This is a genomic window from Streptomyces sp. NPDC059917 (assembly GCF_042730635.1).
GTDB lineage: Bacteria > Actinomycetota > Actinomycetes > Streptomycetales > Streptomycetaceae > Streptomyces.
The window spans coordinates 64,368-88,683 of sequence record NZ_JBHWLC010000018.1 but is presented as its reverse complement, the minus strand read 5'-3'; the positions used below and the strand labels follow the sequence as shown (position 1 = coordinate 88,683).

Sequence of the window (24,316 nt, the reverse complement as noted above, 5' to 3'; positions counted from 1 at the left end):
ACGTGACGAGCATTCTCGAACCGGCCAAGGACGGCGGAGCCCGCCCGACGACCGGGGCGGCCGAAAAGGGCCGCGGACCGACCCGCCACCTGCGGGTGGCCGTCATCGGTACCGGGTTCTCGGGCCTGGGCACCGCCGTCCGGCTGCTGCAGTCGGGCATCGACGACTTCCTGGTGTTCGAACGGGCCGATGAGGTCGGTGGCACCTGGCGCGACAACAGCTACCCGGGTTGTGCGTGCGACGTCATGTCCCACCTGTACTCGTTCTCGTTCGCCCGGAACCCGAACTGGAAGTCGACGTTCGCGTCCCGCGACGAGCTGTACGCCTACCTGCGCGACACCGCCGACCGTTTCGGCGTCCGTCCGCACATCCGGTTCCAGCACGAGCTGCTGGCCGCCCGCTGGGACGAGGGCGAGCGGCACTGGAAGATCGAGACCTCGCAGGGCGACTACACCGCGCAGTTCCTGGTGACGGGCACGGGCTACCTCAGCGAGGCGGCCGTGCCGGACATCAAGGGGCTGTCGGACTTCCAGGGCAAGGTCTTCCACTCCTCGCGCTGGGACCACGAGCACGACCTGACCGGCCGGCGCGTCGCCGTCATCGGTACGGGTGCCTCCGCGATCCAGTTCGTGCCGGCGATCCAGCCCGAGGTCGGCCAGCTGGACCTCTACCAGCGCACGCCCGCGTGGATCGGCCCCAAGCCCGACAAGGCCAACAGCGAGCTGCACACCAAGATGCTCCGCTCGCTGCCCGGCTACCAGCAGTTCCGGCGGGGCTTCAACATGTGGGGCCGGGAGATCCTGGCCTTCTTCTGGAAGCGCCCCAAGCTCGCCGAGAAGGTCCAGAAGATGGCGAGCGACCACCTGGAGAAGTCGGTCAAGGACGAGGCGCTGCGCAAGCGTCTGACCCCGGACTACCTGGTGGCCTGCAAGCGGCTGCTGTTCTCCAACACCTGGTACCCGGCGATCCAGCAGCCCAACGTGGAGATCGTCACCGAGGGCATCGCCGAGGTCCGCGCGAACTCCATCGTCGGCACGGACGGCGTCGAGCGCGAGGTCGACACCATCATCCTCGGCACCGGCTTCCGGGCCACCGACCGGCCGGTCGCGCGCCAGATCTGGGGCCGCGGCGGCGTCCAGCTGCGCGAGGCGTGGAAGGACGGGATGTCCGCGCACCGCGGCACCACCATCGCGGGCTTCCCGAACCTCTTCATGATGCTGGGCCCGAACACGGCGCTCGGTCACTCCTCGCAGACCGTGATGATCGAGGCGCAGGTCCAGTACGTCGTGGACTCGCTCCAGCAGGCGCAGAAGCACGGCCTGTCGAGCATCGAGGTCCGCCAGGAGGCGCAGGACGCCTACAACCTCAAGCTCGACAAGCACCTCGACGGCACCGTGTGGATGTCGGGCGGCTGCAAGAGCTGGTACCTCGACGAGAGCGGCCGCAACACCTCCATCTTCCCGACCTACACCTGGCGCTTCCGCCGGGGCACCAAGCGCCTCGACCTGAGCGAGTACGAGCTCGCTTCCCAGGTACGCAGCACCAAGCCGGTACCTCACCAGTAGGAGACGTAGGCAGATGAGCAGCACCCACACAGACGCCACGGGCAGCGCCGCCCAGCCGTCCCGCCGCCGGGTCCTCGGCGGGATCGCCACCACGGCGGTCGCTGTCGTCGGCTGGAACGCCGTGTCCCAGACCTGGGCCACGGCCGCCGAGGCGGCGGGGAACACGGACGTCGTCCCGGTGCCGGGGCTGATCGGGACCCTGGAGACGGCGCCCGCCACGGTCGAGGGCTTCGGCCACGACTTCGGGCACCTCTTCGACGGTGCGGCGAGCAAGCCGTGGGCCGTCCTGCGGCCGGGCGGCACGGACGACATCGTCACGATCGTCAACTACGCCCGGACCAACGGCATCCAGATCGCCATGAACGGCCAGGGCGGCACCGGCGCCGACATCGAGTCGCACTCGGTGTACGGCCAGGCCCGCGTCCCGGGCGGCATCTCCATCGACGCCAAGGGCATCTCGCGGATCCTGTCGATCGGCTCCGACCACGCGGTGGTCGAGGCCGGTGTGACCTGGGGGCAGCTGACCGACGCGACCCTCAAGGTGGGCAAGACCCCGCCGGCGCTCCCCGACTACCTGTACATCTCGATCGGCGGAACCATCAGCATCGGCGGGATCGGCGGCACCGTGCAGCGGTACGGCCTGCTGTGCGACACCGTCCAGTCCATCGACATCGTCACCGGTGACGGCAAGCTGGTCACCGCGACGGCGCAGCTGCGGCCGGAGCTGTTCAACGCGGCGCTGTCGGGCGGCGGTCAGGTCGGCATCATCGTCCGGGCCACCGTCAAGCTGATCCCGGCGCCGAAGCGCTCGGTCATCTTCAGCCTGTTCTACGCGGACGTGGCGACGTACCTCGCGGACTCGGAGAAGGTCCTGGCCGACGGCCGCTTCCAGGTCCACGCGGGCGAGATGCTGCAGAAGCCGGACGGTTCGGGCTGGCGCTACAAGCTGGAGGTCGGCGCCACCTACAACACGACCCCGCCGGACCGCGCGAGGCTCCTGTGCGACCTGCGGGACGTACGGGCGGACGCGATCATCGAGGACGTGTCGTTCCGGGACTACATGTTCCGGCTCGACGCCTACGAGGCGGTGCTGAAGGAGGGCGGCCACTGGTACACGCCCAAGCCGTGGCTGAGCATGTTCCTCCCCGCGTCGAAGACCAAGCAGTTCATGAAGCGGGTGGAGCAGGAGCTGGACGCGAGCTCGCTGGGCGGCGGGTTCCTGCTCTTCTACCCGTTCTACACCTCGAAGTTGAAGCGGCCGCTGGCGATGATGCCCAACGAGTCCGTGGTCTACCTCTTCGACCTGCTGCGCTTCCCCAACCCGGGCGAGCCCAACATCCAGGGCATGATCGACCAGAACCGCCGGCTGTACGACATCGCGGTGGGCCTGGGCGCCAAGCGCTACCTGGTGGGCTCGATCCCGATGACGAACGAGGACTGGAAGAAGCACTTCGGCAACCGCTGGGCGGGCTTCGTCAACGCCAAGAAGAAGTACGACCCGAAGAACATCTTCACCCCCGGTCAGGGCTTCTTCGCCTGACGGCGGGAGTCCTACCGGTAGTGGAGCACCGGCGGCGGGGGCGGGGGCGGGCTCCCCGCCCCCGCCGTCGCCTTTGCACCCGGTTCCGGGGAGGCTCCCCGCCCCGCCGGTCCCTTTCCCCGTACCCACTGGAGGGTTTCCCCATGACGACCTACGACCGGATCGACGAGGCGGTGATCGACGCCCCGGCGCCCGCCGTCTGGGCGGCGCTCGTCGCGGAGCTGCAGGGCGCCAAGGAATGGTGGGTCCCGCACAACACCTTCGAGCTGCTCTCCGGCGCCGCCGACCGCGTCGGCGGGCGGGTCGCGGTGACCGTCCACACCAAGGGCTCCGACAACGGCGGGCTCAAGCTCCGCTTCACCCAGCGCACCGTCGCGGTGGACCCGGGCCGACGCCTGGACGTCGCCTACGTCGACGGGGTCTTCCGGGGGACCGCCTCCTTCGGGCTGGAGTCGCTGGTGGACGGCCGCACCCGGATCTCGATGCACTTCGTGGGCACCCCGAACGGGTTCCTGAAGATCCTGTCCAAGGTCGCCGACCTGGGCGCGGAGCACTCCAAGGGGGCCCTGTCGGCCTTCGAGTCGCTCGGCCGCCAGCTGACGGCGGTCGGTTCGGGGGCGCGGGGATGAGCGCGGCCATGGAGGCGTCCCTGGCCCGCGAGCTGAGCCGGGAGCTGACCGTACGGACGGACGACGGCGCGGAGCTGGCGGTGACCGTGCTGACCCCGCTGGCCGGTACGGCGCCGGCCGTGGACGTGGTCCTGGTGCACGGCTGGGCGCACACGCGGCGGGTCTGGGGCACGGTCACGGACCGGCTGATCCGGGCCGGGCACCGGGTGGTCCTGTACGACCAGCGCGGGCACGGGGCCTCCACCCTCGGCCGGACCCCGGTCTCGATGGAGCGGCTCGGCTCGGACCTGGCGTCCGTACTGGAGGAGACGGGCGCGCGCGGGGCGGTCGTGGTCGGCCACTCGGGCGGCGGGTTCGCCGCCCTGGCGTACGCCGCCCAGGACCCGGCGGCCGGGCGGCTGCACGGCCTGGTGCTGCTGGGGACGGCCGCGCACGGCCAGGACACCCCGGACAGCGAGGTCAAGATGATGGGCAACGCGCTCTTCTCCTGGGCGCTGCGCCGGTCCTGGCTGGGCGGCAAGCTGCTGTCCTCGACGATGGGCAAGGGGGTGGACCCGGTCGCGCTGGACGTGAACCGGCAGCTGTTCGCGGCGACCGCGCCGCACGTGCGGGCGGAGTTCTTCCGCAGCACGCGGGGCTGGGACGCGCGCGCGGCGCTGAAGTCGGTTCGGGTGCCCGCGGTGGTGCTGCACGGGGAGGGCGACAAGGTGATCGCCCCGGCCCTGGCGGAGATCCTCGCGGAGACCCTGCCGGGCGCCCGCTTCGAACCGGTCGCCGGGGCGGGGCACATGCTGCCGCTGGAGCGCCCGCTGCTGGCGGTCTCGGCGGTCGCGGAGCTCACCTCGCGCCGATGATCGAGTCCCTGCTCCCCGCGGGCGTCGCGTCGTCGGAAGCCTTCGACGACGCGGCGCCCGCCCCCCTGTTCCCTGCCGAGGCCGCGCTGATGACGGGCCGACGGGCGCGCCGCCACCGCCAGTTCGCGACGGCGCGGGCCTGCGCCCGGCGCTGCCTGGCCGACCTCGGGCACGCCCCCGTGGCGCTGCTCCCGGGCCCGGGCGGCGCCCCGGGCTGGCCGACCGGGGTGGTCGGCAGCATCACCCACTGCGACGGCTACCGCGCGGCGGTGGCGGACCACTTCGGCCGCACCGCGGCCCTGGGCATCGACGCCGAACCGGCGGGCCCGCTCCCGCCGGGCGTACTCGGCCTGATCACGTCCCCGGCGGAGCGCGCCCACCTCTCCGACCTGTCCGCGGCGGACCCGACCGTGCCGTGGGAGCGCCTGTTCTTCTCGGCGAAGGAGGCGGTGTACAAGGCCTGGTACCCGGCCACGCACACCTGGCTCGCCTTCCGCCAGGCCACCCTGTCCCTCTCCCCCACGGGCACCTTCACCTGCACCATCCACCCCCCGGCCGACACCCCCCCGGTGGACCCGACGTACACGGGCCGCTGGCTGACCACCCCGACCCTGGTGGTGACAGCGGTCCACCGGGCGGGGTGAGGGGGGCGCGCGGGGGCGCCTCGGTGATCTGACCGGAATGCGCTGCCCGGGACGCTCCGGGGCGGGCGCGGGGGCCCGCCCGGGGCCGTAAACCCGGTGGGAACGCGGGTGCGATCTGATAGTTCTGCTCCCCTCACGAACTTCCCAGGGGGGATCCATCACCATGCACCGTGCCCGCTTACTCCTGACGGCCGCGCTGGCCCTGGGGCTCGGCCTGCCGGCCGCGGCGCCCGCCTCCGCCACCGCCCAGGACCCGGCCGCGCCCCGGGCCACCTCGCCGCGCACCGCCCCCGCGCCCGGCTTCGCCGGCGAGGACCGCTACTCCGACTGCGACACGGACCCGTACACGGGGAGCGGCGCGGGCTGGGTCGGCCTCGGCGACGTCACGCTCCGCGTGAACACCAGCGCCCCGGCCGCCACCCGACTGCGGACGGACTTCCAGCTGTGGGACACCGCGTACGGCGGCCCGCGCACCGACTACCCGACCGCCTGGGCGCCGCTCGGCGAGGCGCGTACGGACGTGCCGCGCGACCGGTTGGAGGACGGCGGCCAGTACGCCTGGCGGGCCCGCAGCACCGACGGCACGCTGACCGGCCCCTACACGGCGTGGTGCTACTTCCGCGTGGACCACACGCCGCCGACCGCCGGGATCACCACGGACGCGACGCCCAAGAAGGTCGGCCAGTTGGCCGGTTTCACCCTCCGCGGCTCCGACAGCGGCTCGGGGATCGCCTGTGCCCGCTGGTCCACGGACCCGGTCATCAGCGTCGGTTGGCGCTGCTCCGACGGGGCGACCGACAACCGCGTGGTGCGCTTCGTCGACGGCGCGGCCGAGATCAAGGTCAGGCCCGCGGGCTGGGGCAGCCAGACGCTCCGGGTCCAGACGATGGACGAGGCGGGCAACGTCTCGCAGCCCGCGTCGCTGACGTACTACGCCCAGCCATCCAGCAACCCCGCGGCCTTCGGCGACATCGACGGCGACGGCACCCCGGACGTCCTGGTCCCCGACGCCGCGGGCGACCTCCGTACGGCGGGCTCCGAGCCCGGGGCCCGCGCGAACGCCCGCCGCCTCGCCGCCCCCGGTGGCGGTGGCAGTTGGGCGGGCGTCCAGTACACCCACCGCGGGAGCCTGGGCTACCAGCAGGTCGACGATCTGCTGGCCCACGCACCGGGCGACACCTCGCTGTACGTGTTCCGCAACGACCGGGCGGGCCGGTTCACCGATCAGTCCCCGATCGAGGTCTCCAAGCCCGCCCAGTGCCTGAACCCGGCGGGCGCGGCCATCGACTGCGGGCAGCACGGCTACGGCTCCGACTGGTCGCGGGTCACCCAGGTCGCGGCCTTCGGCTCGCCCGGCGGCGACACGGCCGTCGACGGGATCCTGCCGGACACCTCCGTGCTGTTCGTCGAGAACGGCCGGCTGTGGCTGTCGCGGCGTGGGTCCACCCACTCGCTCGACGACTCGGCCACGCTGCTCTCGGGCGCCTACCGGCTCTGGGCCGACTACGACCTGCTCACCCCGGGCCCCGCGCAGGGCAGCGCGTTCCCGACCCTGTGGGCGCGGTCCCGGACGGACGGCGAGGTCCGTGCCTTCTCCGTGAAGGGCACCGCCGAGGCGCCGGACTTCTCCGCCTTCGTCGACCCGTCCGAGGGCCGCGTGCTGGCCACGCTGCCCACCGGCGCGCACCCGCGGATCGGCGCGGACGGTGACCTCACGGGCGACCACCTGCCCGACCTGTGGTCCGCCGACGCGGCAGGCCGGATCACGATCTTCCCGGGCACGGGCACCGTCGGCCAGTACCCCACGGTGACGGGCTTCGCCCCGGCCTCCTGACGCACGCCCCCGGTAGCCCCCCTCACGCCTCCAGGATGACCGTGCGGGGTGGGGGTGGGGCTTCCTGGGGGGTGTCCGGGGTGGTGCCCGTGCGGAATTCCTGGGGGCTGACGCCGCGGACGCGTTTGAAGGCCGTCGAGAGGGCGAAGGCGTTGCTGTAGCCGACGCGGCGGGCGACCGTGGCGACGGTGGCGTCCGGTTCGCGCAGGAGGTCGGCGGCCAGGGCCAGGCGCCAGCCGGTGAGGTAGGCGACCGGGGGTTCGCCGACGACCTCCGCGAAGCGGCGGGCCAGCGAGGCTCGGGAGACGCCGACCTTGAGGGCGAGTTCCTCGACGGTCCAGCCGTACGCCGGGTTCTCGTGCAGCAGCCGCAGCGCCGGGCCGACCACCGGGTCGCTCTGGGCGCGGTACCAGGCGGGCGCGCCGCTGCCCGGGTCGGCGAGCCAGGTGCGCAGGATGCCGATCAGGAGCAGGTCCAGGAGCCGGTCCAGGACGATCTCCTGGCCCGGTTCGTCCTTGCCGATCTCCATCGCGAGCAGCCGGACCAGGGTGTCGTCGCCGGAGGCGGCCGGCCGGACCAGGATCGTGGGCAGGGCGTTCAGCAGCCGCCGGCCGATCTCGCTGGGCGCCTGGTAGGTGCCGCTGAGCATGATGGCCGAGCCGTCGTCCTCGAAGGCCTCGCCCCAGGAGCGCACGCCCAGCGCCATGGTGTCGGTGACGTCCTCGCCCTCCTGGGTGTTGCAGCGCTGCTCGGGGCCCACCGTGATCTGGACCGGGGTGTCCGGGCTGTCGGAGACCGTGTACGGATCGGGGCCGCGTACGACGGTCAGGTCGCCGGGGCGGATCAGTACGGGCTCGCCCCGGTCCGGGACCAGCCACGCCTCGCCGCGCACCATCGTGACGACGGACAGCGGGGCCCGGTCCTCGACGCGCAGCGACCAGGGCGGGTTGAAGACGGACTTCAGGAGGAAGGCGCCGCGGGCCTTGGGGCCTTCGAGCAGACCGGTCAGTGTGTCCATGGGGTGCCGTGGCCTTCCCTCGTCCTGGCGGATCCGAAGCGCCCGCTCCCCCGCGGGGGACGGAATCGAGAGCGGGCGCCGTTCACGGGGGTGGTGCTACGCCGCCGCCGCCGAGCCGCGGCCGTGCAGGGTCAGGGCGCGGCCCAGTGCGGCGAGGGCCGCGGTGCAGGCGAGGGTGCGCACGAGGTTGCCGCCGGTCCAGCGGCCCCCGAAGCGGGATCTGGCGGCTCCGAAGTCGGCGCCCGCGCGGGCCAGTTGGTTGTTCAGCGGGATGTTGATCGCCGCGGTCACCACCAGCGAGAGGGCGTACAGGGCGAAGGCCGTCCAGCCCCAGCGCGCCGCGTCCGGTCGGCCGCCGCGCTGCTGCTGGGCGGCGGCGACGCCCGTGGCGAGGAAGGCTCCGAGGAAGAGCAGGCCGAACAGCCCGTTGTCGATGGCGTCGTTGATGTTGCGCATCGCGGTCACGTAGGTCTGGTCGTCACCGCGTCCCAGGCCCGGCATCACCGAGATGTCAAAGGCGAAGTACAGGCCGGCCATCAGGCCGGTGCTCACCGTCGCCGCCACCAGGGTGGCCGATTGGGTCGTCGTGCTCGTCACGTCAGGAGTCCCTTCAGTGTGCGCTCGTACCGCTTGCGCAACAGCGTCGCACCGATCAGCCGGACCGGCGGTGGAATGGTGGAGGACACGTGGGAGACGGACTCCCGACTCGCGCCGTCGAACATCCACGGCTGGAGGTACGTCATCACGCGCATCGGCGCGCTGGAGACCACCTTGCGCTCCTCCGCCAGGTAGGCCCGCTCCCCCAGTCGGTCGAAGACCGGGAAGACCACGCGCTCCTCGTCGCGCAGGTGGCCGTGCAGGATCTCCTCGAAGGCCTTGGCGGCCGCGGCCAGACCGTCGCCGCCGCGCCCCACGGCCGTGGACACCGCGGCCATCGCGGCGTCCAACTCCTCGTGGTCGTCGTGCAGTTCGCGGGCCTGGGCGTCGAAGTCGGCGTCACGGCGGCGCAGCCCCGGCCACAGCACGTCGTCCTCGCTGGTGTGGTGCCACTCGATGACCTCGCGCAGCCGCTGCCACCACTCGGCGCCACCGCCCCGCCAGCCGGGGGCCGCCGCGCGCAGCCGCGCCGCGTCGCGCCGCATCGCGATGTGCATGAGCGCGAACCCGTGGAAGTGCGGCGGGAGCGCGGCCAGTCCGTTCTCGCTGGAGAAGGACGATCGGGGGATGCCGGTCATCGGGGCCTCCTGTCGGTGGTCGGCGGAGCGGAGAGTGCGGTCGTACGCACATCCCGGGAGTCGTGGTCAGGCGCCGTCCCGGGATGTGCGCACGCCCCGGTCAGACGTTCCAGACCCCGGTCGCCGCGGCCTCGCGGGCGAAGTCGGCGAAGTCCTTGGGCTTGCGGCCCAGGGCCTCCTCGACCCCGTGCACCAGGTGCGCGTTGCGGCCGTCCAGGATCATGGTGAACAGGTCGGCGAACTCCTCCGGGAGGTCGTTCTCCCGCAGGACGGCGCGGTACTCCTCGTTGGTGACCGAGATGTACGTGATCTCCCGGCCGGTGGCCTTGGTCAGTTCCGCGGCGACGTCGGTGTAGCTGAGCAGCCGCGGACCGGACAGCTCGTAGGTCTTGCCGATGTGCTTGTCGTCGGTCAGGGCGGCCACCACGACGTCGGCGATGTCGTCGACGTCGACGAAGGCCTCCACCGCGTCCCCGGTCGGCAGGGCGATCTCGCCGGCCAGGACGGGCTCCAGGAAGAAGCTCTCGTTGAAGTTCTGGTTGAACCAGCTGGACCGCACCACGGTCCAGTCGGCGCCGGAGGCCTTGAGGTTGTCCTCGCTGACCTCCGCGGCCTCCTCGCCGCGGCCCGAGAGCAGCACCAGGCGGCGCGCGCCGCTCGCGACGGCCAGCTTGGAGAACTCACCGACCTGCTCGGCGGCACCCGGGAAAGCTAAGTCCGGGTAGTAGGTCACGTACACCCGGTCGACGCCCTCCAGGGCCGCGGTCCAGGTGTCCGGCTGGTTCCAGTCAAAGGCCGGCTCACCATGGCGCGATCCGACCCGTACCGGAAGCCCCTGGGCGGAGAGTTTTTCCGCGACGCGGCGACCGCTCTTTCCGGTGCCGCCGATGACGAGGGTGATCTGCGCGTTCTGCGTGTTCTGCGTGTTCTGAGTCATGAGTACAGTCAAGTCCAGTCTCGCGAGACGGGCCATAGCCACGAAGCTCTCCTCCATACGCGTGCGTCTACGGCCTGGGCCCGCGACAGGGGGCATGGAGTACGTGGCGGCGGCGGGAACCCTTGAATCGTAGGCATGCCTTACCCGGCCCTGCCACAGCCTCCCCAGTCCCCCTCGACCCCGCCTTGAGCGGTCGACGAGCGACTCTCGAAGCGCTCCCCGGCGAGCGCCGAGCAGCTCCCCCGTCGCCCTGTCGGCGCACCTCCACCCGGTCCCCGACACTCCCCCAGCGACCCTCCACCCGGCCTGGACCCGTTCTGTACGCCGGGACTTGAGCGATCCTCAGGCGGGCGCCGACACCATCGGGCCGTGGAAGACCGCAGCGAGGTCCGGGAGGCCCCATGAACCCCACTCCGGAGCATCCGGAGCTCGACCAGTTGTCCGCCGACCTCGGCGGTCTGCTCGGCCGGATCGGGCTCGACCCGGCCCGGGAACGGCCGGAGCGCCGGGACCGCATCGACATCCGCTTCGCGACGGTGGCCGCCCGCCACCCGGTGCGGATCGCCGCGCGCGATGCCGAGGAGCAGGCGACCTACCTCGAACTGGACTGGCTCGCCGACGAGATCGCGCGCAAGCTGTCGGGGCGCACGGGGCCGGGGCTCGCGGTCGCCGTGCGCGCCCGGCGCTCGTGCATGTCGGCGGGCGCCGTCGTGGGCGCCCTGCGCTCGGGAGCGGCCGTACTCCCGCTGGAGCCCGGTCACAACGCGGGGCTCCAGGAATTCTTGATGCGGGACGCGGGTGCGTCGCTCGTCATTTCGGACGGCGGACTGCTGCGCGACGAGATACCCGTGGCGAAGGCCGGCCCCTTCGTCATCGCGACCCGCCCGCGGGGCGCCGGCGCACCGCGCGAACTCCCGCAGGATTCGGCCTTCCTGGCCCTGCCCTCCGGCGGCGGCAACCCCGGTCGGGCGCTGTCCGTGGACCCGGTGACGCACGGGGAGGTGCTGTCCTGGGTGGACAGCATCGTTCCGCTGCTGGAGGCGGGGCCGCAGGAGGTGTGGACGTCCTTCCACTCGCTGAGCCTGGACCTGGGCATGCGCGAGATGTGGGGGCCCCTGCTCTCGGGCGGCCTCGCGGTGGTCGTCGACCAGGACACCGGGGCGGACGCCCGCGAGTTCGCCGAGCTGCTGGAGGACCAGCAGGTGACGGTGCTGACGCAGCTGCCCTCCGGTCTGGCGCGGCTCACCGGGGCCGCCGCGCGCGGGACGACGCTGCCCGCGCTGCGGCACGTACTGCTGTCGGACGAACCGGTGGAGGAGCGGGTGCCCGCCGCCTGGCGGGCCTCGGGGATCGCGCCGTGGGCCGTCGTGTGGGAGGTCTCGGGATCACCGACCGTGCTGTGAGCCGACCCGGCCCTACGGTGCGGGGACCTGGCGGCGGTCGAGGGCGCGGGCGATCCGCCGTTCCAGTTCGGTACGGCGCTCCGGCCACTCCTGCGCCGTGATCGAGAAGATCGCGGAGTCACGGAGCAGCCCCTCCTCGCCCGGCGCCCAGGACCGGGACCAGTTGCGCAGCACGCCCTCGAACCTGGCGCCCACCCGCTCGATGGCCGCGCGCGAACGTGCGTTGCGCGCGTCCGTCTTGAGGTCGAGCCGGTCCACGCCCCACTGCTCGAAGGCGTGCCGGAACAAGAGGTACTTGGCCTCCGTGTTGATCCCCGTGCCCTGGGCCGACGCCGCGAGCCAGGTGAAGCCGACCTCCACCGCGCCGAGGCCCCCGCCCCACGAACGCTCCCTCGCGTCCAGGTAGGCCGTGGCGCCGACCGCCCTCCCCGACGCCCGGTCCACCTGCACGTACGGGGACACCGTGCCGTCGGCGGCCCGGCCGAGCTGGGTGACGACGTACTCCTCGACCTCGGCCGCGGTCGGCACCCACGTGAAGCCGTAGGAGCTCCGCTCCTCCTCCACCGCCACGGCCAGGTCCACCGCGTGCCGGGGCTCCAGGGGTTCCAGGCGCACCAGCGCGCCTTCCAGGACCGGCCCCCGCAACGTGACACCCATCGATCACCACTCCTGTGCGACTGCGCTGTGCGACTGCTCCGTGCCGCCCGCGGCCTTGCAGAGCCGCCGGCGCCTTGTCGCGCACATTACACACGGTGGTGTTTCAGACGTTCCCCAGCCCGCCGCACACGTTGAGCGCCTGCGCCGTGATGGACGCGGCGAGGTCCGTGGTCAGGTATCCGACCAGGCCGGCCACCTCCTCGGGGGTGGAGTAGCGCCCCAGCGGTATCCGCGCCTCGAACTGCTCCTGCACGTATTCCTCGGTGGTGTCCCACACCTGCGCGTACCCGCTGCGCACCAGGGCCGCGGTGGGCGTCTCGACGTACCCGGGGCAGACCGCGTTCACGGTGACCCCGAGCGGGGCCAGCTCCTTGCCGAGCGCCTTCGTGAAGCCGACGACGGCGTGCTTGGCGGCGGAGTAGGGGGCGCCGAGCAGGACGCCCTGCTTGCCGGCGGTGGAGGCGATGTTGATGATGCGGCCCCAACTCGCGGCGGCGAGCCCGCCTTGGGCGAGCACCTCGCGGGTGACGAGGAAGACGCTGTTGAGGTTGGTGTCGATGACCTCGTGCCACAGCTCGTCGGTGAGCTCGGCGGTCGCGCCGCCGCCGCTGCGGCCCACGTTGTTGACGAGGACGGAGATCGGCGCGTCGAAGGCCCGGGCGGCCGCCGCGACCAGCGCCGCCACCGACGCGCGGTCGCGCACGTCGGCCGCCGCGCCCTCCACGTCCAGCCCTTCGGCCCGCAGGTCCTCGACGGTCTGCTTCACGGCCGCCTCCGTGCGCGCGCAGAGGAACACCCGGTGTCCGCGCGCACCGAGGTCCCTGGCGATGGCCAGTCCGATCCCGCTGGTCGCTCCGGTGACCAGGGCCACGGGCCGTTCGGGGGCTCTTCTCGTCGCCGTCGGCTGTGCCTTCATCGGGCGCCCTCCCATGCTCGCGTTGACGTGACGACGTTCGCCGAGGCCACTCGGGGCCCACCGGAAGAGAGATGGAGGAACGGTTCCCCGCCCGGGACCGGAGCCCCGGCGCGGCCCGCCGCCGGAGCCCGACCGGCCGCCCCTCTCGACGGGTGACGCACGCTGGGCGATCCTGGGATCCGGGTCCGGTGACGGGGGGTCACGCGTGAGGGCGCTCGACATCGACGCCGAGCGCTACGCGCGGATCATCGAGCGGGCCGAGGCCATGGAGGATCCGCACGTACTGGGGCTGTGCGTGCTCCACAACGGCAGCCTGGCCGTGGTCAAGCGGCGCTCCGCGCGGGAGCCGTGGACGGGCCGCTTGCGGGACCGCCTGGCCTACCGGCTGCCGAAGGCGCGGCCCCGCTGCGACGTCCACGACCCGCTCTTCACCGGCGGGGCGGCCTGAGGTCCCCCGCTCGCGGCGGGTCAGGCGTTGATGCAGGTGTTGCCGAACGCCGGGTTGAGGACCGAGACGATCCCGATGCTGTTGCCGCAGACGTTGATGGGGATGTGGATGGGGATCTGGACCACGTTCTCGGCGAGGGTCCCCGCGGAGGTCGCGTACGCGACGGCGCCGTGGGTCGCGCCCGATCGGCGGGTGGTGCCCACGGTGTGGGAGACGGGCAGGTTCTCGGCGGTGTGCTTGTCCTCGGCGACGTTGAGGCGGCCGGTGTTCTGGTCGTAGACGACGACGTTCCCGTCGGACTCGTTGCGCACCGATGCGATGGGGACGTTGCTTCCGGCGGTGAAGCCGACCCAGCGGGCGAGGCTGGTGCCCCGGATCAGCAGGTAGCCGGTGCCGGTCTCGTCGGCGCCGGTGAAGAGGGCGATGGGGTTCTCGGCGGCGAACTGCGTGACGGCGCTGTTGACGATGCCCGCGTCGCCCCAGGCGATGACCGAACCGGAGGGCGTCCGCACGGTGAGGCCCATGTTCCGCAGCTGGGTGGCGATGCTGTCGACGGCTGCCGCCCCGCTCGGAACGGCGCTGGTCCGGATGGTGGTCGCAGGAGTGCCGGCCGGGCCCTGGTCGGCCGCGCTGGCCGGGCCGAGGACGGTGAGCGGCACCGCTGCCGCGAGGAGGGCGGCGAAGCTCAGGGGGACGTGGTGGCGCAGGGCCGTCCCGACGGCGTTGCGGGCGCGCACGTGCTTGATCATCTCTGTCCCCGATCGTGAGAAGGGGCGCGCGGGAGCACCACTGGCGCTCCGCTCCCGCATGGGCACCGGACGTGCCTGCCGACTGAATCCAATCGTCGTTTCATCCGATATGTCGCCGCCACGCAAGGGCACCGTCCGCAACCACCCGAACCGCCCAAGCCGCCCGAGCCGCCCCTTCGGACCTCTTACGCGGGTCCGGACCGATACCTATATTTCTCCCATGGCCACTCGAAGTACGGACCCGCTGGCGGGAGTTGTGTCGGTGACGGCAGCGGGGGATCGGCTGGTGTGCGTGCCGAGTCGGGTCCGGGAGTTCGGTGTCGCGCTCGGCGGGAGCGTGCTGGTCCCGCTGTGGGTGGCGACCCCGCTGCTGCTGCCGCTGCTGGTGATCGCCGCGCTCACGGAGTACGGGTTGCTCTGGGGGCTCGTCTGGTTCGGTCTCGGGCTGACGGCCCTGGCCGTGATCGGGCTCGCCCTGGCCATGGTGTTCACGGTGTCGGCCACGATGGTGCGGTGGGTCGAGTTCCGCACCCGGGGAGACGCGGACCACCTCGTGATCGCGCGCTTCCTGCGTTCGTCGACCGTCGCCGCCGCCGATCTGCGGCGCGTCGTCGTGGTCGAAGGGCTCAGGCTCGGCCAACGGAAGTCGCTCGAAGTGGTGCTGCACACGGATGACGGGACGGTGCGGTGCACGCCGGGATTCCGGGCCCCGCTGTCCCAGGTCGACGCGGGGGCACTGCTCGCCTGGCTGACCGACCGGCTCGGGGCGGGCGGCGCGGCGGTGGAGCACCGGGCGGAGGTCCAGCGGAACTTCGCGTGCCCGGAGGAATGGTGGACGCCCTCGCAGCTGGCCGCCCAGTGGGACGTGCCCGTCGGCGCGGTCGACGAGCTGGCCGTCCGCCACGGCGTCCGCAGCCACAGGTACACGCCCCGGGCCGTGGCGCTGCATTCGCCGAGCACGACGGCGACCGTCTACGACCCGGCTCGGGCGTACGAGGTCGCGGAGGAACTGCGCGGGGAGCGCCCCCGCCCGTGACCGCGCGAGCAGGCGCGGGCGTTAACGGCGTTAACGCCGTTAACGCCCCGCGGTCCGGTGCCCGTTCAGCGCTCCTCCGGTGAAAGCAGCAGCCGCTTCTGGGGTTTGCCCATCGCGTTGCGCGGCAGCGAGGCCACGAACCGCACCTCGCGCGGGCGTTTGTGCACCGAGAGGTGGGCCGCGACGAAGTCGGTCAGCTCGGTCGCGCCGACGCCCTCGGCGACGACGAAGGCCACGATGCGCTGGCCGAGGTCGGTGTCGGGGACGCCGACCACGGCGGCTTCGGTGACGGCCGGGTGGTCCAGGAGCGCGTTCTCGACCTCGCCCGCGCCGATCCGGTATCCGCCCGACTTGATCATGTCGATGGAGGCCCGGCCGACGATCCGGTGCAGGCCGTCCGCGTCGATGGCCGCGATGTCGCCCGTACGGAACCACCCGTCCTCGGTGTACGAGGCGGCCGTGGCCTCGGGTCGGCCGAGATAGCCGCTGAACAGGGTGGGGCCGGTGAGCTGGAGTTCGCCGATGTCGGCCCCGGGCTCGGCGGCGATCCGGGTACGGACCCCCGCCACCGGGGTGCCGACCGTACCGGGGCGGGGCACGGCGTCCGCCCGGGCGCTGAGCGTGATCAGGGTCTCGGTCATGCCGTAACGCTCCAGCGGCGCGTGGCCGGTGAGCCGCGAGAGCGTCCGGAAGACCGGGGTGGGCAGCGGCGCGCTGCCGGAGACCAGCAGCCGGGCCCCGGCGAGGGCCTCGGCGGCGGCCGGTTCGGCCGCAATCCGGGACCAGACGGTGGGCACGCCGAAGTAGAGGCTGCCGCCCGCCGCGGCGTAGGCGGCCGGGGTGGGGCGGCCCGTGTGGACCAGGCGGCTGCCGGTGCGCAGGGCGCCCAGGACGCCGAGGACCAGGCCGTGGACGTGGAACAGCGGCAGCCCGTGGACCAGGGTGTCCTCGGCGCTCCACTGCCAGGCGTCGGCGAGGGCGTCGAGGCCGGCCGCGAGGGCAGTGGTGGTGTGGACGACGCCCTTGGGGGCGCCCGTGGTGCCCGAGGTGTAGAGGATCATGGCCGGGTCGTCGGGTCCGGCGGCGCCCGGGCCCGTGACGGCGCTCGCGGCGGCCCGGCGGGCGAAGTCGACCTCGACGAGCGCGGCGCCGGAGTCGCGCAGGATGTGGTCGCGCTCGGCGGGCCCCGCGTCCGGCGGCAGGGGCACCACCGGCACCCCGGCGAGCAGCCCGCCCACCACGGCGGCGACGGTCTCCAGGGAAGCGGTCGCGGTCACGGCGAAGGCGGGGGCTCCGGCCACGTCGGCGGCCACCGCGCGGGCCGCGCCCAGCAGGTCTTCGTACGAGGTGGAGCGGCCGGCGATGGTGATCGCGTCCGCGCGATCTCCGTGAATGCCGTGCAAGGCCTTGAGCAGCACCGAAGGGTCCCCTGTCCGTCGTCGACTGCGTCCCAGGGTGTCAGACGGCGGTGCGCGCGACGACATGCGGGCGGGCGGACGGGCGGAGACCTCCCGCCCGCCCGCTCGCCCTCCCCGCGTCAGGGGTGTTCGGCTATCGGCTAGATGATGCCCTGGGCCAGCATCGCGTCCGCGACGCGCTCGAAGCCCGCGATGTTGGCGCCCGTCACGTAGTCGCCGGGGGCGCCGTAGCGCTCCGCGGTCTCGTGGCAGACCGCGTGGATGTCGCGCATGATCCCGGCCAGCTCCTGCTCGACGCGCTCCGCGGTCCAGGAGACCCGGGCCGCGTTCTGGCTCATTTCCAGGGCGCTGACGGCGACGCCGCCCGCGTTGGCGGCCTTGCCCGGGCCGAAGGCGACCCCGGCCTCCTGGAGGATCCGGACCGCTTCCGGGGTGGTGGGCATGTTGGCGCCCTCGGAGACGGCCTTGACGCCGTTGGCGATCAGGGCGCGCGCGTCCTGGACGTCGAGCTCGTTCTGGGTGGCCGAGGGGAACGCGACCTCCGCCGCGACCTCCCAGACGCGGCCGCCGGGCACGTAGCGGGCGGAGCCGCCGCGGCGGGCCGCGTAGTCGCTGACGCGACCGCGCTCGACCTCCTTGATCTGCTTGAGCAGCTCGATGTCGATGCCCTTCTCGTCGAGCACGTAGCCCTGGGAGTCGGAGCAGGTCAGCGGGTGCGCGCCGAGCTTGTGCAGCTTCTCGATCGTGTAGATCGCGACGTTGCCGGAGCCGGAGACGACCGCGGTGCGGCCCTCCAGGCCGATGCCCTTGAGCTTCAGCATCTCGGCGGCGAAGAGCACCGCGCCGTAGCCGGTGGCCTCCGGGCGGATCGCGGATCCGCCCCAGCCGCGGCCCTTGCCGGTGAGCACGCCGGCTTCCCAGCGGTTGGTGATGCGGCGGTACTGGCCGAAGAGGTAGCCGATCTCGCGGCCGCCGACGCCGATGTCACCGGCGGGGACGTCGGTGTGCTCGCCGATGTGGCGCTGGAGTTCGGTCATGAACGACTGACAGAAGCGCATCACTTCGGCGTCGGAGCGGCCGCGCGGGTCGAAGTCGCTGCCGCCCTTGCCGCCGCCGATGCCGAGGCCGGTCAGGGCGTTCTTGAAGATCTGCTCGAAGCCGAGGAACTTCACCACGCCGATGTCGACGGACGGGTGGAACCGCAGGCCGCCCTTGTACGGGCCGAGCGCGCTGTTGAACTCGACCCGGTAGCCGCGGTTCACCTGGACGTGGCCGTGGTCGTCGGTCCACGGCACGCGGAAGATGATCTGCCGCTCCGGCTCGCAGAGCCGCTCGACGAGTCCCGCGACCGCGTACTCGGGGCGGGCGGCGAAGACCGGGGCGAGGGTCTCCAGCACCTCGCGCACCGCCTGGTGGAACTCCGGCTGGGCCGGGTTGCGGCGCTCGATGTCCGCGCGCAGCGCGTCCAGCCTGGCCTTCGAGTCCTTGGGGTCCTTCACGGGCTCGTCCTCCTCGGGAGTGTGGTGCGCACGGGTGGGGTGGCGCTCGCCCCGGCGGTCGTTCAGCCGTGGCTCCGCCACGTCCCCGTGGACCGGAATCGGCTGTTCGGGGTGCGGTCCCAGCCGGAGGGTACCGTGCCGGGGGACTGCTCCGACATGCCGTCCGACCTGCGGAACAATGCCGAAAGTACTACGGTCAGCACTGCGGTTTCGACCCTGTCGGGACTACCCCGGACGATCCGCCAGACTTCGCTGTCCGGAGTTGTTCCTTTCGTTTCACCTCTCCCCTCGATATCTCCGTCATCGGTCATACCGGCGGGTTCCCGTGCTTGCGGGACGGCAGGTCGGCGTACTTCGACCGGAGCATCGAAAGGGACCGGATGAGGACGGCGCGGGTCTCCTGCGGGTTGATGACGTCGTCGACGAGGCCGCGCTCGGCCGCGTAGTACGGGTGCATCAGCTCGGTCGTGTACTCCTTGATCTTCTGCGCGCGCATCGCCTCGGGGTCGTCGGCGGCGGCGATCTCCCGCCGGAAGATGACGTTGGCGGCGCCCTCGGCGCCCATCACCGCGATCTCGTTGGTGGGCCAGGCGAGCGCCAGGTCGGCGCCGATCGAGCGCGAGTCCATGACGATGTACGCGCCCCCGTACGCCTTGCGCAGCACGAGCGAGATCCGCGGGACGGTGGCGTTGCAGTAGGCGTAGAGCAGCTTCGCGCCGTGCCGGATGATGCCGTTGTGCTCCTGGTCGACGCCGGGCAGGAAGCCGGGTACGTCGACCAGCGTGACCAGCGGGATCGAGAAGGCGTCGCAGAACTGCACGAAGCGCGCGGCCTTCTCCGAGGCGTGGATGTCCAGGACGCCCGCGAGGGCGGCGGGCTGGTTGGCCACGAAGCCGACGACGTGGCCGTCCATCCGGGCGAGCGCGCACACGATGTTCTGCGCCCAGGCGGGCTGGACCTCGAAGAACTCGCCGTAGTCGACGGTCTCCTCGATGACCTTGCGGATGTCGTACGCCTGCTGCGGGTTGGCCGGGACGATCTCCTCCAGCGCGTCGTTCGTCCGGTCGGCCGGGTCGTCGCAGGCCTCGCGGGGGGCGCTCTCGCGGTTGTTGGAGGGCAGCAGCGAGAGCAGGTGGCGCACGTCCTCCAGGCAGCTCGGCTCGTCGTCGTAGGCGAAGGCGGCCACGCCGGACACGGAGGCGTGCACGTCGGCGCCGCCGAGGCCGTTCTGGGTGATCTCCTCGCCGGTGACGGCGCGGACCACGTCGGGGCCGGTGATGAACATCTGGGAGGTCTCGCGGACCATGAAGACGAAGTCGGTCAGCGCGGGGCTGTAGGCGGCGCCGCCCGCGCACGGGCCGAGCATCACGGAGATCTGCGGGATCACGCCCGAGGCGCGGGTGTTGCGCTGGAAGATCCCGCCGTATCCGGCGAGGGCGCTGACGCCCTCCTGGATACGGGCCCCCGCGCCGTCGTTCAGCGAGACCAGCGGGGCTCCGGCCGCCTCGGCGAGGTCCATCACCTTGTGGATCTTCTCGGCGTGGGCCTCGCCGAGCGCGCCGCCGAAGATGCGGAAGTCGTGGGCGTAGACGAAGACGTTACGTCCGTCGACGGTGCCCCAGCCGGTGATCACGCCGTCGCTGTAGGGCTTCTTGTCCTCCAGCCCGAAACCGGTCGCGCGGTGGCGCCGCAGGGCCTCGATCTCCTGGAAGGAACCCGGGTCGAGCAGCAGGTCGATGCGCTCGCGCGCGGTGAGCTTGCCCTTGGCGTGCTGGCGCTCGGTGGCCCGCTCGTCGGGCCCGGCGACGGCCTGGGCTTTGATCTCGGCCAGTTCGGCGGCTCGGTCCAGAACCGGTATGGGCGGGGCTTCGGGAGCCATGGTCATGTGGATCCTCCAGGTCTGAAGGCCGGATCCAGCCACCGTCACCCCACCCCCTCAAGAGGTCTTGGAGATCCGCTGGACCCCTATCCCGGCGGGGCCCTCGTCCGGGCCGGTGTGCGGCGCCATCTCCCGTTCGGGCAAGGGGAGTAGCGTTCTCCGTGTCCCGGCCAGAACGGAGTCCAGCATGCCCGAGCAGCACGGCCCCGCACCCGCCCAGCAGACGTTCGCCCAGCGTGCCCGCGCGGCCCGGGACCGGGTCGGTCTCACCAGGCCCGTGGCGGGGGGCCTGGTGGGCCGGTCCCCGGAATGGATCAAGGGAATCGAGTCGGGGGCCATCGGGCTGCCCCGGCTGCCGATGCTCATCCGCCTCGCCGCCCTGTACGAGTGCGACGTCGCCGACCTCACGGGTGACGACCGGATCGCCGCGGCTTCGTACACCAAGACGGCGCACGCCGGGCTGCCCGCCGTCAAGCGGGCGCTGACCACGTACCGGCTCACGCCCGGCGACGCCGAGCCGCACTCCGCCGAGGTCCTGCACGCGCGCGTCGGCCAGGCCTGGAAGCTCTGGCACGGCGCGGGCGACCACCGCTCACGGGTCGCCGCCCTGTTGCCCGACCTGCTCGCCGATACCGGGCACGCGGCCCGGACCTTCGAGGGCGTGGACCGTCGGCGCACCCTCGTCGCCCAGGCGCAGGCGTACCACCTGGCCCAGCTCTTCCTCGCCTTCCAACCCGCGCCGGAGCTGGTCATGCTGACCGGCGACCGGTCGATGACCGCCGCGCAGGACGCGGACAGTCCGCGCGCGATCGCGGGCGCCGCCTGGTACATGAACCACTTCTACCGGGACGCCAACGAGGCGGCGGACGCCCGCGTCGAACTCGCCGAGCAGGCCGCCTCGTTGCTCCGCCAGGACGACGAGGAGCAACTCGCCCGCTGGGGCCTGCTCCAGCTCGCGGTGGCGCTCAGCTTCGCCAAGGTCGGCCGGGCCGGGCTCGCCTGGCGCTACTGGGACCGGGCGAGCGACGCCGCCGGGCGTCTGGGCGAGGAGTACGCGCACCCGTGGCTGGTCTTCGGCCGGGGCATGGTGGACGCGTACGCCCTCACCATGCACAACGACCTGGTCCAGCCGGGCAAGGCGCTGGAGGTCGCGGCGGCCCTGGACCTCGACACCGTGCCCTCGCACACCCGCCGCGCCTACCACCTGATCGAGATGGCGCGGGCGCACGGTCTGCGCGGTGAGGGCGTGGCGACCGTGGCCCTGCTCCAGAAGGCCCGCTCCACCTCGCCGGAGACGGTCCGCTTCAACATGCACGCGCGCATGGTCCTGCCCGAACTGGCCAGGACGGGCCCCCGTACGGTCCGCGACGACGCCCGCTCCCTCGCACGGGAACTCGGCATGGCCGTGTGACGGCGAGGGGTAGGAACCCTGCCCCTCGGCGAGGGGCCAGGATCCCTGCCCCCGGGCCACCCCGGCGGACCCTACGGTCGTCGCACCACCGGTGACGACGACGGGAGCCCCCGCCATGGAGCAGACGCAGGACCTCGTACGGGTCGCCCGGGAGCTGGTCTCCCGGGCGCTCGTGCCGTACGGGGAGCGGCCGCCCGCCGCGGAGGTGGCCCGGCTGCTCGACGAACTGACGGGCCACGGCTGGGCGTTGCACGCGGCCGCACCCCCCGGCACGGCCGCGGAGTGGTCCCACCTCGTCGGCGACCCGCCGCTCGGCATCACGGACAGCACCCGGTGGAGCTACTGCCGCGCCGTGGCCCGCACGCTGCGGACCCTGCTGCGCACCCTGGACGCGCCCGCGGTGGGCCGGTGACCGGCGACCTCCTCTGCGCGAGGTGCGACCGTACGATCGAGGGCCCGGCCGAGACCGTCACGGTCGACGGCGGCTCCGGCGCCCGCCCCGATCAGCACGCCCACCCCTACGGGCACCCGGCCTGTCGGCCGACCACCCGGTCCCGCTGGGAGCAGCGGCTCGCGGCGGACGCGGCCCGCGTCCTCGCGACGGTGGACCCGCCGACCGAGGCGGTCGCGGTGGGCTGGGTGGCCCACCTGCGCGACCGCGGCGGCCTCCTCGCCCACGGCGTCCGCTGCTTCCACTTCGGGGCGGAGGGTCGGCGCGCCCCCGGTGCCGACGAGGCGCTCGCGCACTGGGACGCGGTCGTCGCCCTCGACCCGGCGGCGTCCCCCGCGGGCCACTGGGGCAAGGCGCTCTCCCTCGCCCGGGTCATCCGCGACCTGCAGCGCGAGGAGGACGAGCACCAGGCCCGCCGCCGGGCGAGGCCCCCGCGGTGACCCGTCAGGCCAGGGTCACGAGGTCGGCGTAGTCGGGGCTCCAGTAGTCCTCGGCCGCGTCCGGGAGGAGCAGGACGCGCTCCGGGCGCAGCGCCTCGACGGCCTCCGCGTCGTGGCTGACCATGACCACCGCGCCCGGATAGCCGCCGACCGCGGCGAGGACCTCGCCGCGGGAGACGGGGTCGAGGTTGTTGGTGGGCTCGTCGAGCAGCAGGACGTTCGCCCCCGAACTGACCAGGGTGGCCAGGGCGAGCCGGGTCTTCTCGCCGCCGGACAGGACGCCGACCGGCTTGTCGGTGTCGTCGCCGGTGAAGAGGAAGGAGCCCAGCAGGCTACGGGCTTCGCCGTCCGTGAGCCCCGGGGCGGCGGCGGCCAGGTTCTCGCGGACCGTACGGGCGGGGTCCAGGGTCTCGTGCTCCTGGGCGAAGTAGCCGAGCCGCAGGCCGTGTCCGTGCACGACCCGTCCGGCGTCGGGGCGCTGCTGCCCCGCGAGGATCCGCAACAGGGTGGTCTTTCCGGCGCCGTTGAGCCCGAGGACCACCGTGCGGCTGCCCCGGTCGAGGGCGAGGTCCACCCCAGCGAGCACCTCCAGCGATCCGTAGGCCTTGGAGAGGCCGACCGCGGCGAGCGGTACCCGGCCGCAGGGGGCGGGTTCGGGCAGCCTGAAGCGGACGGTCCGGTCCGCCCGCCGCACCGGTTCCAGGTCCGCGAGCATCCGGTCGGCCCGGCGGGCCATGCTCTTGGCCATCACCGCGGTCGCCGTGCGGGCGCGCATCTTGTCGGCCTGGGCGTGCAGTGCGGCGGCCTTGCGCTCGGCTCCGGCCCGTTCGCGGACCCGGCGCCGCTCGTCGGCGGCGCGCTGGGTGAGGTAGGTGTGCCAGCCGGTGTTGTGGATGTCGATGGTCGCGCGGTTGGCGTCGAGGTGGAACACCCTGTTGACGGTGTCGGCGACCAGGTCGGTGTCGTGGCTGATCACGACGAGGCCGCCGCGGTAGCCGGTCAGGAAGGTGCGCAGCCAGGCGATCGAGTCGGCGTCGAGGTGGTTGGTGGGCTCGTCGAGCAGCAGGGTGTCGTGGTCGGCGAAGAGGATGCGGGCCAGCTCGACCCTGCGGCGCTGTCCGCCCGAGAGGGTGCCGAGCCGTTGGCCCAGCTCGCGTCGGCCCAGTCCGACACCGGCGGCGACCCGGGCCGCCTCCGCCTCGGCGGAGTAGCCGCCGCGCGCCTGGAAGCGGGCGTCGGCGCGGGCGTAGGCGTTCATGGCCCGCTCCAGCGCCGCCGCGCTGACGTCCGGCGCGGCCATGGCCGCTTCCGCGGCGCGCAGGTCGTGCAGGGCCCGGGCCAGGCCGCGGGCGGACAGGACGTGCTCGATGGCGGTGCGGCCGGGCTCGGCGGAGGCGGGGTCCTGCGGCAGGTAGCCGACGGACCCGGTGCGGGCGACGGCGCCGGCGGTGGGCGGGGCCTCACCGGCGAGGATCTTCGTCAGGGTGGTCTTGCCCGCGCCGTTGCGGCCGACGAGGCCGATCCGGTCGCCGGGGGAGACGGTGAAGGAGACGTCGGTGAGCAGCAGGCGAGCGCCCGCGCGCACGTCGACGGACGTGGCGGTGATCATGGAAAGTCGGCTCCGGGCTAGCAAAAAAAGGACACACGGGTGGCGTGGAAGCGTGTGTCGGAGCTAGGAGACCCGGGGCGAAGACATGGCTCCAGGGTACCGGGCGGCCCGTCGGGGGCCAGCGGTTTTCCCCGGGGGGAGGGC

23 protein-coding genes are annotated in these 24,316 nt (G+C 72.9%); 12 read left to right on the top strand and 11 right to left on the bottom strand.

Going from position 1 to position 24,316, the window contains the following annotated elements:
- The first annotated feature begins 2 nt into the window (after positions 1-2).
- The 6 genes from ACFWAR_RS13505 (at position 3) to ACFWAR_RS13480 (ending at position 7,066) form a co-directional block, all read left to right on the top strand.
- Positions 3-1,565, top strand: a complete 1,563-nt coding sequence (locus ACFWAR_RS13505; protein ID WP_385776398.1) for a flavin-containing monooxygenase — start codon at positions 3-5, stop codon at positions 1,563-1,565.
- A 13-nt stretch (positions 1,566-1,578) separates the two neighbouring features.
- Positions 1,579-3,105: an FAD-binding protein gene (locus tag ACFWAR_RS13500; protein WP_385776396.1), complete on the top strand. Its 1,527-nt coding sequence runs from the start codon at positions 1,579-1,581 to the stop codon at positions 3,103-3,105.
- 143 nt (positions 3,106-3,248) lie between these two features.
- A complete protein-coding gene (locus tag ACFWAR_RS13495; protein WP_385776394.1) occupies positions 3,249-3,734 on the top strand; it encodes an SRPBCC family protein in 486 nt (161 codons plus the stop codon).
- Complete coding sequence (locus ACFWAR_RS13490) at positions 3,731-4,588, top strand: alpha/beta fold hydrolase (protein ID WP_385776392.1); 858 nt, start codon at positions 3,731-3,733, stop codon at positions 4,586-4,588. The genes ACFWAR_RS13495 and ACFWAR_RS13490 overlap by 4 nt, the downstream gene beginning before the upstream one ends.
- Positions 4,585-5,232: a 4'-phosphopantetheinyl transferase gene (locus ACFWAR_RS13485; protein ID WP_385776390.1), complete on the top strand. Its 648-nt coding sequence runs from the start codon at positions 4,585-4,587 to the stop codon at positions 5,230-5,232. The genes ACFWAR_RS13490 and ACFWAR_RS13485 overlap by 4 nt, the downstream gene beginning before the upstream one ends.
- Before the next feature lie 163 nt (positions 5,233-5,395).
- A complete protein-coding gene (locus tag ACFWAR_RS13480; protein ID WP_385776388.1) occupies positions 5,396-7,066 on the top strand; it encodes an FG-GAP repeat domain-containing protein in 1,671 nt (556 codons plus the stop codon).
- 22 nt (positions 7,067-7,088) lie between these two features.
- On the opposite strand, the gene ACFWAR_RS13475 is transcribed toward ACFWAR_RS13480, so the two are convergent.
- The 4 genes from ACFWAR_RS13475 to ACFWAR_RS13460 all read right to left on the bottom strand — a co-directional run bounded on the left by ACFWAR_RS13475 (position 7,089) and on the right by ACFWAR_RS13460 (position 10,256).
- The gene (locus ACFWAR_RS13475; RefSeq protein WP_385776386.1) at positions 7,089-8,084 is read right to left on the bottom strand and encodes an AraC family transcriptional regulator; all 996 of its coding nucleotides are present in this window, start codon (positions 8,082-8,084) and stop codon (positions 7,089-7,091) included.
- 96 nt (positions 8,085-8,180) lie between these two features.
- A complete protein-coding gene (locus ACFWAR_RS13470; protein WP_385776384.1) occupies positions 8,181-8,681 on the bottom strand; it encodes a DUF1772 domain-containing protein in 501 nt (166 codons plus the stop codon).
- Positions 8,678-9,319, bottom strand: coding sequence for a hemerythrin domain-containing protein (locus ACFWAR_RS13465; protein WP_385776382.1), 642 nt, complete (start codon positions 9,317-9,319; stop codon positions 8,678-8,680). The genes ACFWAR_RS13470 and ACFWAR_RS13465 overlap by 4 nt, the downstream gene beginning before the upstream one ends.
- Positions 9,320-9,419: 100 nt before the next feature.
- Entirely contained in the window at positions 9,420-10,256 is an 837-nt protein-coding gene (locus ACFWAR_RS13460) for an NAD(P)H-binding protein (protein ID WP_385776380.1), read from the bottom strand.
- A gap of 401 nt (positions 10,257-10,657) precedes the next feature.
- On the opposite strand from ACFWAR_RS13460, the gene ACFWAR_RS13455 reads away from it, so the two are divergent.
- Positions 10,658-11,659, top strand: coding sequence for an AMP-binding protein (locus tag ACFWAR_RS13455; RefSeq protein WP_385776378.1), 1,002 nt, complete (start codon positions 10,658-10,660; stop codon positions 11,657-11,659).
- A gap of 12 nt (positions 11,660-11,671) precedes the next feature.
- Here the strand turns inward: ACFWAR_RS13455 and ACFWAR_RS13450 are convergent, their stop codons facing one another.
- Both ACFWAR_RS13450 and ACFWAR_RS13445 read right to left on the bottom strand, forming a co-directional pair.
- Complete coding sequence (locus ACFWAR_RS13450; RefSeq protein WP_385776376.1) at positions 11,672-12,316, bottom strand: GNAT family N-acetyltransferase; 645 nt, start codon at positions 12,314-12,316, stop codon at positions 11,672-11,674.
- 103 nt (positions 12,317-12,419) lie between these two features.
- Positions 12,420-13,232, bottom strand: a complete 813-nt coding sequence (locus ACFWAR_RS13445; RefSeq protein WP_385776374.1) for an SDR family NAD(P)-dependent oxidoreductase — start codon at positions 13,230-13,232, stop codon at positions 12,420-12,422.
- A 205-nt stretch (positions 13,233-13,437) separates the two neighbouring features.
- Between ACFWAR_RS13445 and ACFWAR_RS13440 the strand changes: the two genes are divergently transcribed.
- Positions 13,438-13,680: a hypothetical protein gene (locus ACFWAR_RS13440; protein ID WP_385776372.1), complete on the top strand. Its 243-nt coding sequence runs from the start codon at positions 13,438-13,440 to the stop codon at positions 13,678-13,680.
- Positions 13,681-13,700: 20 nt separating this feature from the next.
- Here ACFWAR_RS13440 and ACFWAR_RS13435 read toward each other — a convergent pair whose 3' ends face one another.
- Positions 13,701-13,883: a chaplin gene (locus ACFWAR_RS13435; RefSeq protein WP_385776483.1), complete on the bottom strand. Its 183-nt coding sequence runs from the start codon at positions 13,881-13,883 to the stop codon at positions 13,701-13,703.
- Between the two features lie 766 nt (positions 13,884-14,649).
- On the opposite strand from ACFWAR_RS13435, the gene ACFWAR_RS13430 reads away from it, so the two are divergent.
- Complete coding sequence (locus ACFWAR_RS13430; RefSeq protein WP_385776370.1) at positions 14,650-15,465, top strand: hypothetical protein; 816 nt, start codon at positions 14,650-14,652, stop codon at positions 15,463-15,465.
- Between the two features lie 65 nt (positions 15,466-15,530).
- Here the strand turns inward: ACFWAR_RS13430 and ACFWAR_RS13425 are convergent, their stop codons facing one another.
- From ACFWAR_RS13425 to ACFWAR_RS13415, 3 genes are all read right to left on the bottom strand, one after another.
- Positions 15,531-16,880 carry an AMP-binding protein gene (locus ACFWAR_RS13425; protein WP_385776480.1) on the bottom strand — a complete coding sequence of 450 codons (1,350 nt, stop codon included), beginning with the start codon at positions 16,878-16,880 and terminating at the stop codon, positions 15,531-15,533.
- 143 nt (positions 16,881-17,023) lie between these two features.
- On the bottom strand, positions 17,024-18,382 hold the full coding sequence (gene gdhA, locus ACFWAR_RS13420; protein ID WP_385776477.1) for an NADP-specific glutamate dehydrogenase: 1,359 nt from the start codon (positions 18,380-18,382) through the stop codon (positions 17,024-17,026).
- A 307-nt stretch (positions 18,383-18,689) separates the two neighbouring features.
- Positions 18,690-20,267 (bottom strand): acyl-CoA carboxylase subunit beta, encoded by a 1,578-nt coding sequence (locus ACFWAR_RS13415; RefSeq protein ID WP_385776368.1) that lies wholly within the window; start codon positions 20,265-20,267, stop codon positions 18,690-18,692.
- Positions 20,268-20,448: 181 nt separating this feature from the next.
- On the opposite strand from ACFWAR_RS13415, the gene ACFWAR_RS13410 reads away from it, so the two are divergent.
- The 3 genes from ACFWAR_RS13410 to ACFWAR_RS13400 all read left to right on the top strand — a co-directional run bounded on the left by ACFWAR_RS13410 (position 20,449) and on the right by ACFWAR_RS13400 (position 22,563).
- Entirely contained in the window at positions 20,449-21,672 is a 1,224-nt protein-coding gene (locus tag ACFWAR_RS13410; protein ID WP_385776366.1) for a helix-turn-helix domain-containing protein, read from the top strand.
- Between the two features lie 115 nt (positions 21,673-21,787).
- Entirely contained in the window at positions 21,788-22,084 is a 297-nt protein-coding gene (locus ACFWAR_RS13405) for a hypothetical protein (RefSeq protein WP_385776364.1), read from the top strand.
- Entirely contained in the window at positions 22,081-22,563 is a 483-nt protein-coding gene (locus ACFWAR_RS13400; protein ID WP_385776362.1) for a hypothetical protein, read from the top strand. The genes ACFWAR_RS13405 and ACFWAR_RS13400 overlap by 4 nt, the downstream gene beginning before the upstream one ends.
- A 4-nt stretch (positions 22,564-22,567) precedes the next feature.
- Here ACFWAR_RS13400 and ACFWAR_RS13395 read toward each other — a convergent pair whose 3' ends face one another.
- Positions 22,568-24,172, bottom strand: coding sequence for an ABC-F family ATP-binding cassette domain-containing protein (locus ACFWAR_RS13395; protein ID WP_385776361.1), 1,605 nt, complete (start codon positions 24,170-24,172; stop codon positions 22,568-22,570).
- Positions 24,173-24,316 lie beyond the last annotated feature (144 nt).